This is a genomic window from [Mannheimia] succiniciproducens MBEL55E, assembly GCF_000007745.1.
GTDB lineage: Bacteria > Pseudomonadota > Gammaproteobacteria > Enterobacterales > Pasteurellaceae > Basfia > Basfia succiniciproducens.
Map to the genome: position 1 here is coordinate 947935 of NC_006300.1, position 15532 is coordinate 963466.

The 15532-nt window shown below is 40.2% G+C and carries 15 protein-coding genes and 2 CRISPR repeat arrays; of the genes, 1 reads left to right on the plus strand and 14 read right to left on the minus strand.

Annotated features, from left to right (window positions below):
- Window positions 1–46 precede the first annotated feature (46 nt).
- Genes MS_RS04495 through ribE form a run of 5 tightly spaced genes read right to left on the minus strand, consistent with a single transcriptional unit; the run spans window position 47 to window position 3130 of the window.
- Entirely contained in the window at window positions 47–676 is a 630-nt protein-coding gene (locus MS_RS04495; protein WP_011200149.1) for a homoserine/threonine efflux transporter, read from the minus strand.
- A gap of 10 nt (window positions 677–686) precedes the next feature.
- Window positions 687–1187 (minus strand): phosphatidylglycerophosphatase A family protein, encoded by a 501-nt coding sequence (locus MS_RS04500; RefSeq protein WP_041639680.1) that lies wholly within the window; start codon window positions 1185–1187, stop codon window positions 687–689.
- Between the two features lie 12 nt (window positions 1188–1199).
- Window positions 1200–2195 carry a thiamine-phosphate kinase gene (thiL, locus tag MS_RS04505; RefSeq protein WP_011200151.1) on the minus strand — a complete coding sequence of 332 codons (996 nt, stop codon included), beginning with the start codon at window positions 2193–2195 and terminating at the stop codon, window positions 1200–1202.
- A gap of 23 nt (window positions 2196–2218) precedes the next feature.
- A complete protein-coding gene (gene nusB / locus MS_RS04510) occupies window positions 2219–2650 on the minus strand; it encodes a transcription antitermination factor NusB (RefSeq protein WP_011200152.1) in 432 nt (143 codons plus the stop codon).
- A gap of 9 nt (window positions 2651–2659) precedes the next feature.
- On the minus strand, window positions 2660–3130 hold the full coding sequence (gene ribE / locus MS_RS04515; RefSeq protein ID WP_011200153.1) for a 6,7-dimethyl-8-ribityllumazine synthase: 471 nt from the start codon (window positions 3128–3130) through the stop codon (window positions 2660–2662).
- Window positions 3131–3347: 217 nt separating this feature from the next.
- Between ribE and MS_RS04520 the strand changes: the two genes are divergently transcribed.
- Window positions 3348–4559, plus strand: a complete 1212-nt coding sequence (locus MS_RS04520) for an aromatic amino acid transport family protein (protein WP_041639682.1) — start codon at window positions 3348–3350, stop codon at window positions 4557–4559.
- A 226-nt stretch (window positions 4560–4785) separates the two neighbouring features.
- A CRISPR array of direct repeats spans window positions 4786–5677; the repeat unit is 32 nt; unit sequence GTTTCAATTCACGCTCTCGTGTGAGAGCGGAG.
- Between the two features lie 40 nt (window positions 5678–5717).
- Here MS_RS04520 and MS_RS04525 read toward each other — a convergent pair.
- The 9 genes from MS_RS04525 to cas4 all read right to left on the minus strand — a co-directional run bounded on the left by MS_RS04525 (window position 5718) and on the right by cas4 (window position 15495).
- Complete coding sequence (locus MS_RS04525; protein WP_157847504.1) at window positions 5718–6554, minus strand: IS3 family transposase; 837 nt, start codon at window positions 6552–6554, stop codon at window positions 5718–5720.
- Window positions 6542–6856: an IS3 family transposase gene (locus tag MS_RS04530; protein WP_011200156.1), complete on the minus strand. Its 315-nt coding sequence runs from the start codon at window positions 6854–6856 to the stop codon at window positions 6542–6544. The genes MS_RS04525 and MS_RS04530 overlap by 13 nt, the downstream gene beginning before the upstream one ends.
- Before the next feature lie 73 nt (window positions 6857–6929).
- Window positions 6930–9075: direct repeats of the CRISPR family, unit length 32 nt; unit sequence GTTTCAATTCACGCTCTCGTGTGAGAGCGGAG.
- Window positions 9076–9259: 184 nt separating this feature from the next.
- Window positions 9260–9553, minus strand: coding sequence for a CRISPR-associated endonuclease Cas2 (gene cas2 / locus MS_RS04535; protein WP_011200157.1), 294 nt, complete (start codon window positions 9551–9553; stop codon window positions 9260–9262).
- Between the two features lie 106 nt (window positions 9554–9659).
- Window positions 9660–10673 (minus strand): type I-C CRISPR-associated endonuclease Cas1c, encoded by a 1014-nt coding sequence (gene cas1c, locus MS_RS04540; protein WP_011200158.1) that lies wholly within the window; start codon window positions 10671–10673, stop codon window positions 9660–9662.
- A gap of 46 nt (window positions 10674–10719) precedes the next feature.
- Complete coding sequence (locus tag MS_RS04545) at window positions 10720–11625, minus strand: hypothetical protein (RefSeq protein ID WP_041639685.1); 906 nt, start codon at window positions 11623–11625, stop codon at window positions 10720–10722.
- 221 nt (window positions 11626–11846) lie between these two features.
- Window positions 11847–12071 carry a winged helix-turn-helix transcriptional regulator gene (locus tag MS_RS11265; RefSeq protein WP_102030671.1) on the minus strand — a complete coding sequence of 75 codons (225 nt, stop codon included), beginning with the start codon at window positions 12069–12071 and terminating at the stop codon, window positions 11847–11849.
- Window positions 12072–12295: 224 nt separating this feature from the next.
- On the minus strand, window positions 12296–13120 hold the full coding sequence (locus MS_RS04550; protein ID WP_011200160.1) for an NYN domain-containing protein: 825 nt from the start codon (window positions 13118–13120) through the stop codon (window positions 12296–12298).
- A 276-nt stretch (window positions 13121–13396) separates the two neighbouring features.
- Window positions 13397–14848: a hypothetical protein gene (locus MS_RS04555; RefSeq protein WP_011200161.1), complete on the minus strand. Its 1452-nt coding sequence runs from the start codon at window positions 14846–14848 to the stop codon at window positions 13397–13399.
- A gap of 41 nt (window positions 14849–14889) precedes the next feature.
- Entirely contained in the window at window positions 14890–15495 is a 606-nt protein-coding gene (gene cas4, locus MS_RS04560) for a CRISPR-associated protein Cas4 (RefSeq protein ID WP_011200162.1), read from the minus strand.
- Window positions 15496–15532: the final 37 nt, after the last annotated feature.

The window sequence follows — 15532 nt, forward strand, 5'->3', positions numbered from 1 at the left end:
TTTTGTCCTTATTATCTAATAAATTATTGAATAAATTTGTGTTGTCTCAGCCCATCATTTCCATAACGCCTGTATAAGCGAGAATCATACCAAAAATCAAAAAGATTATACCAGCTACATTATCAATATAACGACTATATCTGCTATAGAATTTTTTTGCGAAAGGTCGGGAAAACAAGACCGAAATTAAATAAAAATAAATGAAAGTTTCAACCAGAATAATGGCAAAAGCCAGCAACATCTGCCAGACCTGGGTGATATGGACTAAAATCAACGACATCACGCTGGCAAAATAAATAATAGCTTTTGCGTTAGAGAGATTAACAAATAATCCTTTCATGATCTCTTTTTTAACGGTAGTCGTTTTATTTAATTCTTCCGCCGAAAGAGGAGCAAAGGTTGCATTTGTGCGACTTCTTACCATTAACAAGCCTAAATAAGCCAAATAACCGCCGCCAAGCAACATAATAACGCCGTGTAAAACCGGCATAGTGGTGAATAAAATCGCTAACCCCAACATTGCCGAGGCCGCCCAGAAAGCGACACCTAAAGTAATGCCTATAATACCGCAAATAACGTTACGGCGGGAATTGCTTGCCGCCATACGGCTAACATAAAAGAAATCGGGCCCCGGAGTAACCAATCCGAAAAAATGAACAATAATAAGATTCAGCATGAAAGACTACTTAAATAATATAGTGAAGAAGGAATAATGAAATAGCCGCATAAACCGCCGCCAGCACGTCATCAACCATAATGCCGAAGCCGCTTTCCAGCCTTTTATCAAAATAACTGATAGGGTAGGGCTTTATGATGTCGAAAATACGAAATAAAACAAAAGCGGCAATACACCAAAATAAGCTGATTTGCGGGATAGCTAACAGAGTGATGAAAATACCGATAAATTCATCCCATACGATAGCGCCGTGATCATGTACGCCCATATCATCGGCGGTTTTTTGACACAAATAAACCCCCAGCGCGAAACCGAGAAGAATTAAAACCAAAAAGGGAACGGTACCAATCCAATGTAAAATCGGCGCGCCGATAATGATTGCCGCAAGGCTTCCCCAAGTACCGGGAGCCGGGCGAATAAGGCCCGAACCGAATCCTAAAGCAAGTAAATGAACGGGATTGCGTAAACTCAGCTTATCTAACGGATTTGTTGTAGAGGATGAATGAGCCATCAAAATAATGTCCTATTTGAAATGATCAAAGCTATGTATCGATAGGTTAACCTCTTGCTTATAACGTTGCAAGCGAATGACCGGATTATCCTCTGCCGCACAAATTTGTCCGACACAAGTATAAGGCACATTTAAGGGGGCAAGATATTGATCTAATTTTGTTTTATTTTCATCGCTGACCGTAAAACAAAGTTCGTAATCTTCACCGCCTTGTAGCGCCATGAGTTCGGCTTTTTCTCGCCCGTAATAAGCGCTTAATTGCGGTGACAGGGGCAAATCTTCTAAATTTACCACCGCACTGACTTGGCTACGTTCAAGAATATGCATTAAATCGCCCATAAAGCCGTCGGAAATATCTAACGCCGCGTTGGCAAGACGATATTTCGCTAAGGTTTTCCCAAACTCAATGCGAGGAATGGGGTAAAGATTACGCTGAATAAAAAAATCTTCGTCAAAACCGACCGCACTTTTTTTGCCTTCATAAATATCCCGGTTCAGATAAAAACCGGCTAGCGCATCACCTAAAGTACCGGAAACATAAATCCAGTCGCCGATCTTCGCTTGATGACGGCAAAGGGCATAATCGCCGAGAAGACCTTGTGCGGTAATGGTAACGGTCGGAATTTCCCCTTTTGTGGTATCGCCGCCGATTAATGTCACATCATAGCGGTTTAGGATCTCAAACATGCCTTTGCTAAATTCGTTCAACCAATGAGAATCCGTTTTAGGTAAGGTGAGTGCAAGAGAAACCCAGGTAGGCGTCGCTCCCATGGCGGCAAGATCGCTTAAATTTGTGGCGACGGCTTTATAACCTAATGCGCGAGGAGGAATAGTCGGATAAAAATGAGAATTTTCAACCATGGTATCGGTGGTGACGGCTAAACGTTGATCAGCTTTCAGCTGAGTGATAGCGCAGTCATCACCAATAGAGAGGATAACATCTTGCCGGGGAATTTGTTTAGATAAAGCGAAATATCGATTAATAAGATCAAATTCACCTTCAGCCATGGAAATTCCCCGAATAGATTATGTTATTTGCGTGCTAACGCCGGCGCGATTTTATCTAATACGCCATTGATATATTTATGGCTATCTTCCGCTCCGAAGGTTTTTGCCACTTCGATGGCTTCATTAATCACTACTTTGTAAGGCACGTCCAATTCATATTTTAATTCGTAAACCGCTAAACGTAAGATTGCTTTTTCAATAGGATCTAATTCATTCGCACTACGATCTAAATAAGGTGCCATTGTACTGTCGACACTTGGAATATTTTCAACGGTTTGACGGAAAAGTTTGCGGAAATAAGGCATATCCACACCTTTCATATCCTGATCGGTAACGAAAGATAACTCAACGGTTTCTACCGGATTTTGCGAAATCTGAAAAGAATATAAGGCTTGAACCGCACATTCTCTCGCACGACGACGTGGTGACGGACGTTTTTTTACTTGTTCTGTCATAACTGTCTCTTATGCGTTGATTTGAGCTAATAAATTAACCATTTCCAGCGCAACTAATGCCGCTTCAGCTCCTTTATTACCGGATTTTGTGCCTGCACGATCGATAGCTTGCTCAATGTTTTCAGTAGTTAAAACGCCGAAAGCAACCGGAACGTTTGATTCTAACGAAACATGACCGATACCATTGCTTGCACCGCCGGCGACATATTCAAAATGCGCTGTACCACCGCGAATAACCGTACCTAACGCTACGATGGCGTCATATTTTTTGCTGTCCGCTAAACGGCGAACCGCCAATGGTAATTCGTAAGCGCCCGGTACGCGTACCAGTGTAATATTCTCATCTTTTACCTGGCCAATACGTTTTAGCGCATCAACGGCACCTTCTACTAAACTATCATTAATAAAACTGTTAAAACGAGCGACAACAACGGCAACTTTTGCATTTGGCGCTGCCAAACCACCTTCTAATACTTTCATATTCTTTCCTATTAAAATGGACGGGATAAATTAGTTGGCGATTCTAACATAGAAATTCCCTTTTTTCAGTATTATTCCGCATTATTGCAATAAGAACTGAACAGACTTTAATCTAATTATTGTAAATTTTTCAAAACACCGTAAAAAAATAATTACATTAATAAAAATACAAGTTAGAATGCTGCACATTATTTTAACTTTAAACAGGAAATTTAAGATGAAAAATAAAACCTTTGGGAGCGCTTTACTTGTAGCGGGAACGACAATTGGCGCCGGTATGCTCGCCATGCCGCTGACTTCTGCGGAAATGGGTTTTACCTACACCATGGCTCTATTATTTTTATTATGGATTTTACTTTCTTACAGCGCATTACTTTTTGTTGAAGTGTATCAAACCGTACAGCGTAAAGATGCGGGAATCGCCACCCTTGCCGAACAATATTTTGGCATGGTAGGCCGGGTTCTCGCTACCTTATCGCTTGTTATTTTTATGTATGCGATTCTTTCGGCTTATGTGACCGGCGGCGGTTCGTTATTAGCCGGTGTTTTACCGTTTTTAGGGGAACATGCCGCACCGATTTCTATTATTGCATTCACTGTGATTTTGGGGATTTTTATTGTTATCAGTACAGGTGCGGTAGATGGGCTGACCCGCTTATTGTTTATGATTAAACTCGTCGCATTTGTGCTTGTATTGACTATGATGTTGCCTCTTGTTCAAGGTGAAAATTTAATGGCGATGCCACTGAAAGAGTTCTTAATTATTTCCGCAAGCCCGGTTTTTTTCACTTCTTTCGGTTTCCACGTAATTATTCCAAGTATCAATAATTACTTAGACGGCAATATTAAGCGCCTGCGTGCGGCGATTATCGGCGGTACGGCGCTTCCGTTAGTTGCGTATATTTTGTGGCAAATGGCAACACACGGCGTATTCCCTCAGGCTAAGTTTGTCGAGATCATCAATAATGATCCGACTTTAAACGGTTTGGTTGATGCCACTTACCACGTGACGGGAAGTAATTTAATCAGCGGTTCGGTGCGTTTATTTTCGACACTTGCATTAGTTACCTCATTCCTGGGCGTTTCCTTATCGTTATTTGATTGCTTAGACGATTTATTAAAACGCATCAATATCAAAGCCGGTCGTCTTGCATTAGGCGTATTAACTTTCTTACCGCCTCTCGCTTTTGCATTATTTTATCCGGAAGGCTTTATTGCCGCGTTAGGTTATGCCGGTCAAATGTTCACTTTCTACGGTTTAGTACTACCGGTCGGTCTTGCATGGCGAGCAAGAAAACTGCATCCGAATCTCCCGTATCGAGTAATCGGTGGAAACTTAACCCTATTAATCGCGTTATTGCTGGGCTTACTCATCATGAACGTCCCGTTCCTAATTGAAGGCGGATATTTACCAAAAGTAATAGGCTAGCAGCATTTTTAAGATGGAATGAAAAAAGCCAGTCAGTTTTTCACTGACTGGCTTTTTTCGTTAGAGCAAAGAACTTTTCCTGTTTTCTGTCATTATAGTTTCTAATTTTAGTTTCCTTTTTGTAAGAACGAAAAAGTGCGGTCGAAAAATTACAAAATTTACAGGGGGCATTTATGCTCGGGTAAGAGCAGAGGACGATGAAATTCGAGTCCGCTATAGCGGATGTGTTTCAATTCACGCTCTCGTGTGAGAGCGGAGAAAACAATCTATGCTTACGATGTTTTTATAAGCGCTTCAATTCACGCTCTCGTGTGAGAGCGGAGGCCGTAGCCGTGATTTACGCACGCGTCAAAAAACTGTTTCAATTCACGCTCTCGTGTGAGAGCGGAGGCCTCATAACTAATACCTGCCGGGTCGGCAAATTCGGTTTCAATTCACGCTCTCGTGTGAGAGCGGAGGTCAAACAGCGCGCCAATCATGGCGTGGTCACCCGTTTCAATTCACGCTCTCGTGTGAGAGCGGAGTTTTCCGCGGCTTTTTCGGCGTTTGTTACCGCTGCGTTTCAATTCACGCTCTCGTGTGAGAGCGGAGCCACGCGCTCTTAAATCCTCAACGACGGCTGAATGTTTCAATTCACGCTCTCGTGTGAGAGCGGAGCTCTTTTGCATTGATGACAGGCGCCAGAATGACGGTTTCAATTCACGCTCTCGTGTGAGAGCGGAGCGCAATACTAAAAGGCTTTAGCGCCCAGGAAATCGTTTCAATTCACGCTCTCGTGTGAGAGCGGAGAACTGCAAAACGCCCAGGAATCACGCAATGAAAGGTTTCAATTCACGCTCTCGTGTGCGAGCGGAGTTCTACGCCTAAAAAACAAATGATTAAATTTATAGTTTCAATTCACGCTCTCGTGTGAGAGCGGAGATCAACCAAATACTTGCCTTTATCAACAAAAAGCGTTTCAATTCACGCTCTCGTGTGAGAGCGGAGTTGGGGGGGTATGGAGACATAACCATCATTGAGTTTCAATTCACGCTCTCGTGTGAGAGCGGAGAGATTTTCAACATCTCAGTTTATTTGCTGATTTTGTTTCAATTCACGCTCTCGTGTGAGAGCGGAGGCCAATGCTTTAAACTTTTTTTGACTTTCTGTAGTGGTCAACTAATTTAACAGTCTCCGATAAGTTGTTTTTGCTAAAATCGGAGATAGACCTTGATTATAGCTATGTGGGCGAATGTGATTATAATACATCACATATTCTCTCACATCATTTACAGCACTTTCAAAATCACTATAACCACCTTTCAGCATCCATTCATATTTAAAACTTCGAAACCAACGCTCCATCGGCGCATTGTCCCAACAGTTACCACGACGGCTCATACTTTGTGTAAGCCCATGTTTCTTAACTGAATCAGTAAAGATTTCACTGCCATAAATACTACCTTGGTCTGAATGGAACAACATTCGCTCCGTGCGTTCAATATTCAGCATCGCATGATTCAGTGCGTCTTTAACCAGCTCACTATCATGATAGCGACTTAGCTTCCAACCGACGACTTGACGATTTAATAAATTAATTACCACGGCTAAATAGCACCATATCCCATTGATTTTTATATAGGTCGTGTCACCACATAGCACGGTCGTTTGGCTATCAGGCGTAAATTCTCGACTTAGTATATTCTCAAAAACTTGACTATTTCCTTTACTAGGATTGCGCCATTTTTGCGGTTGCTTACTAAATAATCCTTGCTTATTCATTAACTTACGAATTAAATACAACCCCACAAAAATACCTTTCTCTTTCAAATGCGATTGAATCGTTCGTTTGCCTGCTGAACCTCGGCTTGCATCAAAAATTGCCTTGATTTCAACGGCTAAAGCTGTGTGTTTCGCTGGCTTTTTGGCAGTGCGCAAATGGGCGTAGTAAGCACTTTCAGACACGCTAAATAGTTCACATAACCGGTTGATTTCTCGCGATTTTAACGTCGTAATGACTTGGTATTTTTGTTTTCGAGTGACATTAAAATCGCTGTAGCCTTTTTTAAAATGGCCTTATCTTCTTCAAGTTCTTTAATACGATTTTCAAGTTCTCGAATTCGTTGTTGTTCTGGGCTAATTGGCTTTGAACCAGCTAAAACGTAACCTTGTTGCTCCGCTTGAACTTGACTTATCCAGCGACGAAGTGCTGTTTCACCCACACCTAACTCTCGGCAAGCTTGAGAAACCGAATATCCTCGTTCAATCACTAATTTTACTGCTTCAGCTTTATATTCTGCGCTAAATGTTCTTCTCATAATATTTCCTCATTTGTGATGTTATTTTACCACTTATTGAGGACTGCGGAATTAGTCTACCACTACATTCCAGGTTTCAATTCACGCTCTCGTGTGAGAGCGGAGGCCTCATAACTAATACCTGCCGGGTCGGCAAATTCGGTTTCAATTCACGCTCTCGTGTGAGAGCGGAGGTCAAACAGCGCGCCAATCATGGCGTGGTCACCCGTTTCAATTCACGCTCTCGTGTGAGAGCGGAGTTTTCCGCGGCTTTTTCGGCGTTTGTTACCGCTGCGTTTCAATTCACGCTCTCGTGTGAGAGCGGAGGACTTGTAATAATGATTAATTACTGCTGAAGCAGGTTTCAATTCACGCTCTCGTGTGAGAGCGGAGTTGTAATAATTCATTTGATACGCGGATAATTTTTGTTTCAATTCACGCTCTCGTGTGAGAGCGGAGTTTAACATAATTGAGCCGTTACCCACACCATCAAGTTTCAATTCACGCTCTCGTGTGAGAGCGGAGGTAAACTGCTTAACAGTAGCATACACATTTGCAGTTTCAATTCACGCTCTCGTGTGAGAGCGGAGTTTTTTATTACCCAAAAATCAAACCCAATAGGAGTTTCAATTCACGCTCTCGTGTGAGAGCGGAGGCCGGTACCTCCAGGCGCCCCAACAGACATCGACGTTTCAATTCACGCTCTCGTGTGAGAGCGGAGTTAAAAGAGCAACGCGCCAAAAACTTTTTAACAGTTTCAATTCACGCTCTCGTGTGAGAGCGGAGGACAAAAGCACAAGGGGTAATCCACTTTCAAAAGGTTTCAATTCACGCTCTCGTGTGAGAGCGGAGTTGGGCTTGTGCGTGTGGTCATGGGGTCAGTTGCAGTTTCAATTCACGCTCTCGTGTGAGAGCGGAGTTTCAGCGGACATTGCTTTCATCGAGTCCATACTAGTTTCAATTCACGCTCTCGTGTGAGAGCGGAGGCGATTGCGGGCTACAACCAAAAGACTTGACCAGTTTCAATTCACGCTCTCGTGTGAGAGCGGAGGTATGTTGATCGTAAAACTTGGATTGCTTATTGCCGTTTCAATTCACGCTCTCGTGTGAGAGCGGAGATTATCATGCAATTGATTTTGATAAAAAAACGGTTTCAATTCACGCTCTCGTGTGAGAGCGGAGCATACGTTCGCCAGTCATTTTATGATGAACGGGGGTTTCAATTCACGCTCTCGTGTGAGAGCGGAGACGTGGGCGATATAAAAAACAATATTGCGATGTGGTTTCAATTCACGCTCTCGTGTGAGAGCGGAGGCGAGGCGATAGAACATCTGATAAGGGTAACAAGCGTTTCAATTCACGCTCTCGTGTGAGAGCGGAGAATCTCTTATTGTGTAGTATGTGTCCCAGATATCGTTTCAATTCACGCTCTCGTGTGAGAGCGGAGTATCTGCTCATGCCACTTATTGTATCTTTAGCAGTTTCAATTCACGCTCTCGTGTGAGAGCGGAGGGAAACAGACGATATCAATTCTGCGCACTTAGTTGTTTCAATTCACGCTCTCGTGTGAGAGCGGAGGTAATAAAGAGGTGGTAGGTGGTAGTAGGGTTGTGTTTCAATTCACGCTCTCGTGTGAGAGCGGAGTGATGTAGATTTTTTCTTTTTCAGAATTTCGTGGTTTCAATTCACGCTCTCGTGTGAGAGCGGAGACAGACTAAACTGGAAATATTAAGCTTACCGATAACAAGTTTCAATTCACGCTCTCGTGTGAGAGCGGAGTATTACATGTTTAGTTTGTATGCTAATCAATATAGTTTCAATTCACGCTCTCGTGTGAGAGCGGAGATAAGTATATCTATATTCAAGCAGAACAAGCAGTAGTTTCAATTCACGCTCTCGTGTGAGAGCGGAGCAAGTAGTACTGATAAAAAAAGAAACATTTGAAAGTTTCAATTCACGCTCTCGTGTGAGAGCGGAGTATGTTAGGGTTTGTTGGCGCCGAGAAAATCCGTGTTTCAATTCACGCTCTCGTGTGAGAGCGGAGGACGAATGGACCTTAATTAATGGACAAGCAGGAGTTTCAATTCACGCTCTCGTGTGAGAGCGGAGAACATCGTATTAAATACGCGAGATTTATTTGATGTTTCAATTCACGCTCTCGTGTGAGAGCGGAGGTACTTTAATCTTTCATTTTCCGCCTGCCAAAAAGTTTCAATTCACGCTCTCGTGTGAGAGCGGAGAGCCTTAACTAGGAAGGCTCATTATATCTAGCTTGAAAATAGCCATTTCGCTAACCAGGCTGAATATAACGGCTTAAAGTATAGCAAGAAATATAGTTATTTTCTAACTGATTAAAAATATAAGAAAAAATAAATGCGCTAATAAACTAGGGAATTGATGAGAACTACCGGTTAGCGAACGTGTTTAGATAATTAAAATATCTCTAAACATATCAATGGCACGTTTTGCTCCGTAATGTTCGACTCGATGTTTCCATTTACTTCCAAGTTGGTAAAAACGTAAACTATCGGTTTCTTTGTCGTAGGTATTAAGTAACTTATCTTTTAATTCGACCCATTGCGCGGGTGTCACTTCACACTCAAACACAGAGTATTGTACGCGTATTCCGTAATCTAAACAATGCTTTGCAATATGACGTAATCGACGTTCTCCGCCTTCATTTTCTAATGACACATCATATGTAATTAAAATCATCATAAGGTTTTCTCCTTAGAAAATTTATAAAAAAATGACCGCACTTTGATGCGAAATCAAATTAAAGTGCGGAACAAATTTAAGAAATCCAAATTGTTAAAGAACAAACTTAGCGCATTAAAAACGGCGGATATTCAGCTAAATCGCCGCGTAAATGGCGCGCTAGCAGCATCGCCTGAATATAAGGCAAAAGACCGATTTCCACTTCTTCCTGCAAAAACGGATGGACGATTTTTTCCTGTTTTTTCGCCTGCAAACTTTGAAACAACAGCTTGCGCGCTTCAGGTTTCATATTCACCGCACCGCCGTCTTCGGTAACAAAATCCTGCGGCTTAATTTGACCGCGGTTAATCAGCGATAGCACCATTCTGTCCACCCACCAGGCACGAAATTCTTCGAGGAGGTCTTGTGCCAGACTATCTCGACCGGGACGATCGGCGTGCAGAAAACCTACTTGCGGATCCAAGCCCACACCTTGCAGTGCGCCACTGATGTCTTTGCCTAAAATGCTGTATAAAAATGACAATAACGCATTCACGCCATCGCGCGGTGGGCGGCGGTTGCGGCCGTCAAAACCAAAACCGTTTTTTTCCGCCAGCAAATGTTGAAACACACCGAAATAGCGGGCAGCGGCATCGCCTTCAATACCACGAATTAAATCCAGATTTTCTGCTTGTTTTAACTGCTGCAAACTGAAATTCAGTGCCATAACGGCTGCCTGTACTTCCTCATGTTCACCGTGATTGCGTAAACGACGCTGCAACACCCGTTTAGCCGACTGAATTTTTGCCGCGATGATATTACGTGCAATAGGAATAGGATTTTGTTCGGAAATACGATATTGGGCACGGCGCAGCAGCACATTGCCACTTTGCCGACCTTGCAACCGCCCTAAATATCGCCCTGTTTCAGTGAAAAAAGCCAAATTGACATTATTCTCACCACAAAACCCCATTAAAAACGGCGATACCAACACATTCCCAAAACAGAAAATATGCCCGATAGAATGCACCGGTAATTGAGCCACTTTCTTTCTATCTTGCTCCACCACCAAGGTTTCTCGTTCTTTATGTAAGTAGCTGCCTTGAGTAGTGATATATAGGGTGTTTTGTAGTTTGCGCATATAAAATCTACCAAAAATATTTTTAAATGAAAATTAATGAATATATTTATTTTTTCAAGTAAATCATTTCCAAAAATGGCAATCCCTCAAGCATAAAATTAATATATTCTTTTGTATGGCTTAATGATGGAACATCTGAAAAAATAAAAACTTCTCTATGCCACTTATTATCTGCGAGCTTATCCATTTGAGATTTAGAAAATTTCTCATACGGTGAATTATCAATCCAATCTTTCGGAATGAAAAATGAAGGACAGACAGCATTTTTCCTAAGATCCGGATCTTTCATTTTATTATCAAATACTATGCGATAATCACCGTTGGATAGTTTATTTATCCATGCTTTCCCGTAATAAATTCTCCAACAATTTTGTTCGAGATTTGATAAATTCTGTCCATCAATTTTAATAAAGGCATCTTTCAAGAAGATTTTTTCTTGATATGGCTTAGGTAAGGTTATTTGAAAATTTTCATTATTTAAGAAAGATGAAACCAACACGGACAATGTTTTAGTATGATTAATTGAGGCTTTTTCTTTTTCAGAATCTGAAGATTGAGTAGCTCTGGAAAAACTGCCTTTTTCGACCTCAGAAATATCGCTACTATCTTGCTTTTTAGGAGCAGGTTCTGTCAGATTTACCAAAATCTCACCTGAAGCAACATTTTCATACAGACTATTTTTATCAGCTTCATGCAATTTAATGCGTCTTTCCTCTTCTGCAAATGGGCAGCTGGGTTTATGATACTCAACCGACTTAAAATAAGGGTCTACTTTTCTTTCTTGTTTAGGTCGTTCCAAATTTGCACAAGTAATTGCAATGCCGCATAGCTGATGAGGGCATCGAAAATTTTTTTGACTGCGAATTAAACCTTTTTGGTAAGCAATATCCGCCTCTTTTGCATTAACCTTCCTACCCAAATCTAAAGAATATACTTGCGGTAAACTCATCATATTTCTCCTTATAATCAATGATAAATTAGCTATGTATCAAAATAATAACACATGCCATTTCTGCATAATTTCAGCAAATTCCAACTGCAATTTATTCCCTCTAACCTTTCTATTCAGGGCGTCTGAAAGAGTTCACTAGCGGTTTTCGCCGACACAGGCATCTGTGTTTGCCAATAAGGATGGAGGTGACAAATCCTGTTCGTTTTTTTCCAAGCAAAAATTCAGCCGCTCGTCGTAACTACAACTCCATTCACACAACATTCTGAGCACAGGTTCAAGCCTGCGCCTTCGTCGGTGAGGCTGTATTCCACCAATGGTAGCACTTCCGAATAGATGCAGCGAACGATTAACCCGTCTGCTTCAAGCTGGCACAGTTGTTCGCTCAGCACTTTTGGGCTACCCCCTTCCAGCAGTTGCTGTAAATCGAGGGAGATGTTTATCGCCATAGTGTAGATGGTAGAGAATCAAGCATAATTTCTGCCATCATCGGCAGTTACTCGAAAATTTCGGCTAACTAAATTTTTTTCTAACTAACTAGCTGTCTGAGAATACTTTTTTCAAGTAATATGGCGTGTTAGGACCATCTAAAAGTTTTATAGAAATTTCTCAGACGATTTTTAATTTGCGACAAACGGTGGACTAACCTGTTTCTAGTTAACACCGAATAAAACTATATTTTAAGTTTGACATACATATGCTCTTGAGTAGTATCTGAATCCGTTTCCATTTTATAGTCAAATACATCAGGATATTTTTTAACCAAGTCAGTAAACTTTTTGCAGCCATAACTACGCGGATCAATATCTACCTGCAAGCGCTTCCATGTAGACCCAAAAGCAGTCATTGCCACCCACTCACTATCAAATTGCTCAAAGACTTTTCTAATGGTCTCTATAGGTAATTCAGTAGATTGAATCTTCTGATTATCAATTGATACAGTTGGTGTGCTATTTTCAGTTTGCTGTACTTTCTTTTGAGTATTTGAAGCATTAGGTAAAGTAATATCAACTTGCTTGTCATCATTCAATTCAGGCAATAAATTTTCGACATAGATAAATTGACTACATGCATTGAGAAAAGCTTCTGGCGTTTGTTTTTTACCAAAGCCATAAACAGTTACCCCTTGTTCTTTTAAACGAATAGCTAATGCAGTGAAATCACTATCGCTGGATACAATGCAAAAACCATCAAAACGGTTAGTATAAAGCAAGTCCATTGCATCAATAATCATAAATCCATCAGTGGCATTTTTACCTTTAGTGTAAGCAAATTGCTGCATAGGTTTAATAGCATATTCATTGATAACAGCTTTCCATTTCCCGCTGTCCCCTACAAAATTTCCATATATCCGTTTAACGGTCGCCTCACCAAACTTGGTTGTTTCCTCCAAAATAGCTTTAATAGTTTGTGCAGACGCATTATCTGCGTCGATCAAAACAGCGAGATGCGCTGATTTTTCTTCTACAACATTAAAACTGGTTTTAATTTTAGACATCTTATTATCCTATTATTGTGTTTGTTAAAAAATTGAATCGCAGGGTTAAAAACCAACCTATATTATTAATTTATTGTATCAACTATAGAATTTGCTTCATGTGAATTAGATAACAATTGATTCATAAACATCACAGCAAACTGCTCTCCATTAAATCTTTTTGAGACTCTGAAACTGTTTTCTCAATTATTGATGACTTCTTGCTTTGTGATATTAAACCACTCGTACATAACGGAAGACGCCCTGAGTTATCAATAGTTTTTATAGCAGCTCAAATTATTTTGAATTAGAACTCATATCTTTCACTCTATCTGCAATAGAAGTTAAAAAATTCTTATCTTTTAAAACTTCTGAAATAGGGCTATCGCTTTGATGCTTTTTATCCAAAGTTTCGGCTGGATTTAAAGCGATGGCTTTAATCATATTATCCATAAGAACAGGTAACAATTCATTTTGATCTTCTTCAGATAGTTTCTCAATTTGTTGTTTATAACTATCATATGATTTCGCTAAAGATTCTTTATGCGCATATTCCTGTGTTAATCTTTCTGCTTCACTTCTTCTTTTTGAAACAAAAATAACCAACCATAAAGCAGGCAAGATAAAAGGCAATTTCACAGCAAAATTCCCAAGTAATGCAAGCAAACTGATTCCTAAACCTTTATCTAAAGGAATCTCTTTTATAATCAATAAATCACGAACGCAGTAGATTACGACTGATAAAACAATTAATGATCCATAAAATCCCCAACCATACCATTTTGCACTTCCACTAAATTTATTTCTCATTTCATTGTATGCGTTGGATAATCCGGCAGAAGTTGCTCCAGGTAATAAATTTTCTATTTGTTTATTAAGCTCCTCATACCGTTCTTGTTGCTTCTGTTTAAAATTATCCAGTTCAATTTTTCTTTGCTCTATTTCCTGTTTTAAACCACCTACCTTCTTTCCATTTTCATCTTCTTTTCCAAAAATCTTATTATAAAAATCTTCTAAACTTTGCAAAGTAACAGAGCTATCTTCTTTTAGCTCATTAATAGCTTCATTTTGATTTGATATATTTGAATAGAAGTTATCAATCTCTTGTTTCAATCCATCTTCACCATAAATTGATACATGAAGCTCTTCTATCTCTGATAGTTTTGATTCTGAATTATTAAGTAATTCTTCAATTTTGTCTTTCACTCCGTTCTCAGAAAATATTGATTCTCCATACTCCTCTAATTCTTCTCTAAGAGCGGAAAATTTACCCAATTCATCGTTTAATTTATTTTCAATAGCATCAATATTTTCTTGAGTTACTTTTATTTCTGAAAATTTATTCTCTACATAATCGGTGATAGCTTTTGAATACTCATTCAAACCTAATCTCAATCCTTTAATCGCCTTCCCTTTATGAAGAATAAACGGAAAAATAATTTTCAACAATTCATCCAACCTGTTTTCTACATTTTGAACATGTGAATTTGAATAATTTTGGCTATTAGTTAAATAGCTTTTAATATTGACTAGATATGCTTTAATATTGTTTAAAGAATCATTTGGCAAATAATCAGCATCAATACAAGACATTGCTTCTGATAAAAATGTGATTATTTTCTTTAGATAAGCAAAATTTTCTGCATATACATCAGGTATCTTGACTCCGTCAATCTCATTAACACATTTCAAAACTTCATCCCATAATGGAATAATTTCATTATTAAACTTGTTAAGCTTAGCAGACATACATTCCTCATTTATCTATAATTAAGCACTAAAAATATATTTCACTCCCAAAACAACCCCACCACATATTTTCCCGATTTATCCCTTTCCAATAACTTAGGCTGACAGAGATCAATCAACGAACAAGCCTTGCAGCTTTTAGAATAATTCGGTGGTGGGGTTATGCCGCTCTCCAGCAAAGTTTTAACTTCATTAATCACTTGCAAAGTTTTTTCACGCAATTCAGCAGAGAAAATAACAGGATGGCGGTGGCGGGTTTGCATATACCATAATGCGCCTTCCTCTACCTTTTTACCTGTCATTTCCTCCAAGCAGAGAGCCTGGGCGCAAAGCTGAATTTCATCGGAAGGTTTCGGTTTTGGTTTACCGCGTTTATATTCCACCGGTTTTAGCTTGCCCGTTTGAATTTCGCACTCCACCATATCCAAAATGCCGCTAATACCTAACTGCTCGGCGGATACGTGAACACTTCGCTCAAAACGCACGCCTTTGCGGGTTTCCGGCTCACCGGAATCCACTCGCTCGTGCAAGGCATTGCCTTGGGCGGTTAAAAAATTTTCCGCCCAAAGTTGCTCATTATGAATTAACGCACACTGACGCGGGCAAAACGCATAATGTTGCAAAGCCGAAAGAGAAATTATCCGCATATCCGCCTCCTTATTCAGTTACAAGCGGTCGGTTTCT

Bases quoted from the DNA above. Each gene is read 5' to 3' on its own strand.
- MS_RS11265 (WP_102030671.1), bottom strand. From the start codon at position 12,071: ATGGCGATAAACATCTCCCTCGATTTACAGCAACTGCTGGAAGGGGGT.
- ribE (WP_011200153.1), bottom strand. From the start codon at position 3,130: ATGAAAGTATTAGAAGGTGGTTTGGCAGCGCCAAATGCAAAAGTTGCC.
- cas1c (WP_011200158.1), bottom strand. From the start codon at position 10,673: ATGCGCAAACTACAAAACACCCTATATATCACTACTCAAGGCAGCTAC.
- cas4 (WP_011200162.1), bottom strand. From the start codon at position 15,495: ATGCGGATAATTTCTCTTTCGGCTTTGCAACATTATGCGTTTTGCCCG.
- MS_RS04495 (WP_011200149.1), bottom strand. From the start codon at position 676: ATGCTGAATCTTATTATTGTTCATTTTTTCGGATTGGTTACTCCGGGG.
- cas2 (WP_011200157.1), bottom strand. From the start codon at position 9,553: ATGATGATTTTAATTACATATGATGTGTCATTAGAAAATGAAGGCGGA.
- MS_RS04550 (WP_011200160.1), bottom strand. From the start codon at position 13,120: ATGTCTAAAATTAAAACCAGTTTTAATGTTGTAGAAGAAAAATCAGCG.
- thiL (WP_011200151.1), bottom strand. From the start codon at position 2,195: ATGGCTGAAGGTGAATTTGATCTTATTAATCGATATTTCGCTTTATCT.
- MS_RS04555 (WP_011200161.1), bottom strand. From the start codon at position 14,848: ATGTCTGCTAAGCTTAACAAGTTTAATAATGAAATTATTCCATTATGG.
- MS_RS04520 (WP_041639682.1), top strand. From the start codon at position 3,348: ATGAAAAATAAAACCTTTGGGAGCGCTTTACTTGTAGCGGGAACGACA.
- nusB (WP_011200152.1), bottom strand. From the start codon at position 2,650: ATGACAGAACAAGTAAAAAAACGTCCGTCACCACGTCGTCGTGCGAGA.
- MS_RS04500 (WP_041639680.1), bottom strand. From the start codon at position 1,187: ATGGCTCATTCATCCTCTACAACAAATCCGTTAGATAAGCTGAGTTTA.
- MS_RS04530 (WP_011200156.1), bottom strand. From the start codon at position 6,856: ATGAGAAGAACATTTAGCGCAGAATATAAAGCTGAAGCAGTAAAATTA.
- MS_RS04545 (WP_041639685.1), bottom strand. From the start codon at position 11,625: ATGATGAGTTTACCGCAAGTATATTCTTTAGATTTGGGTAGGAAGGTT.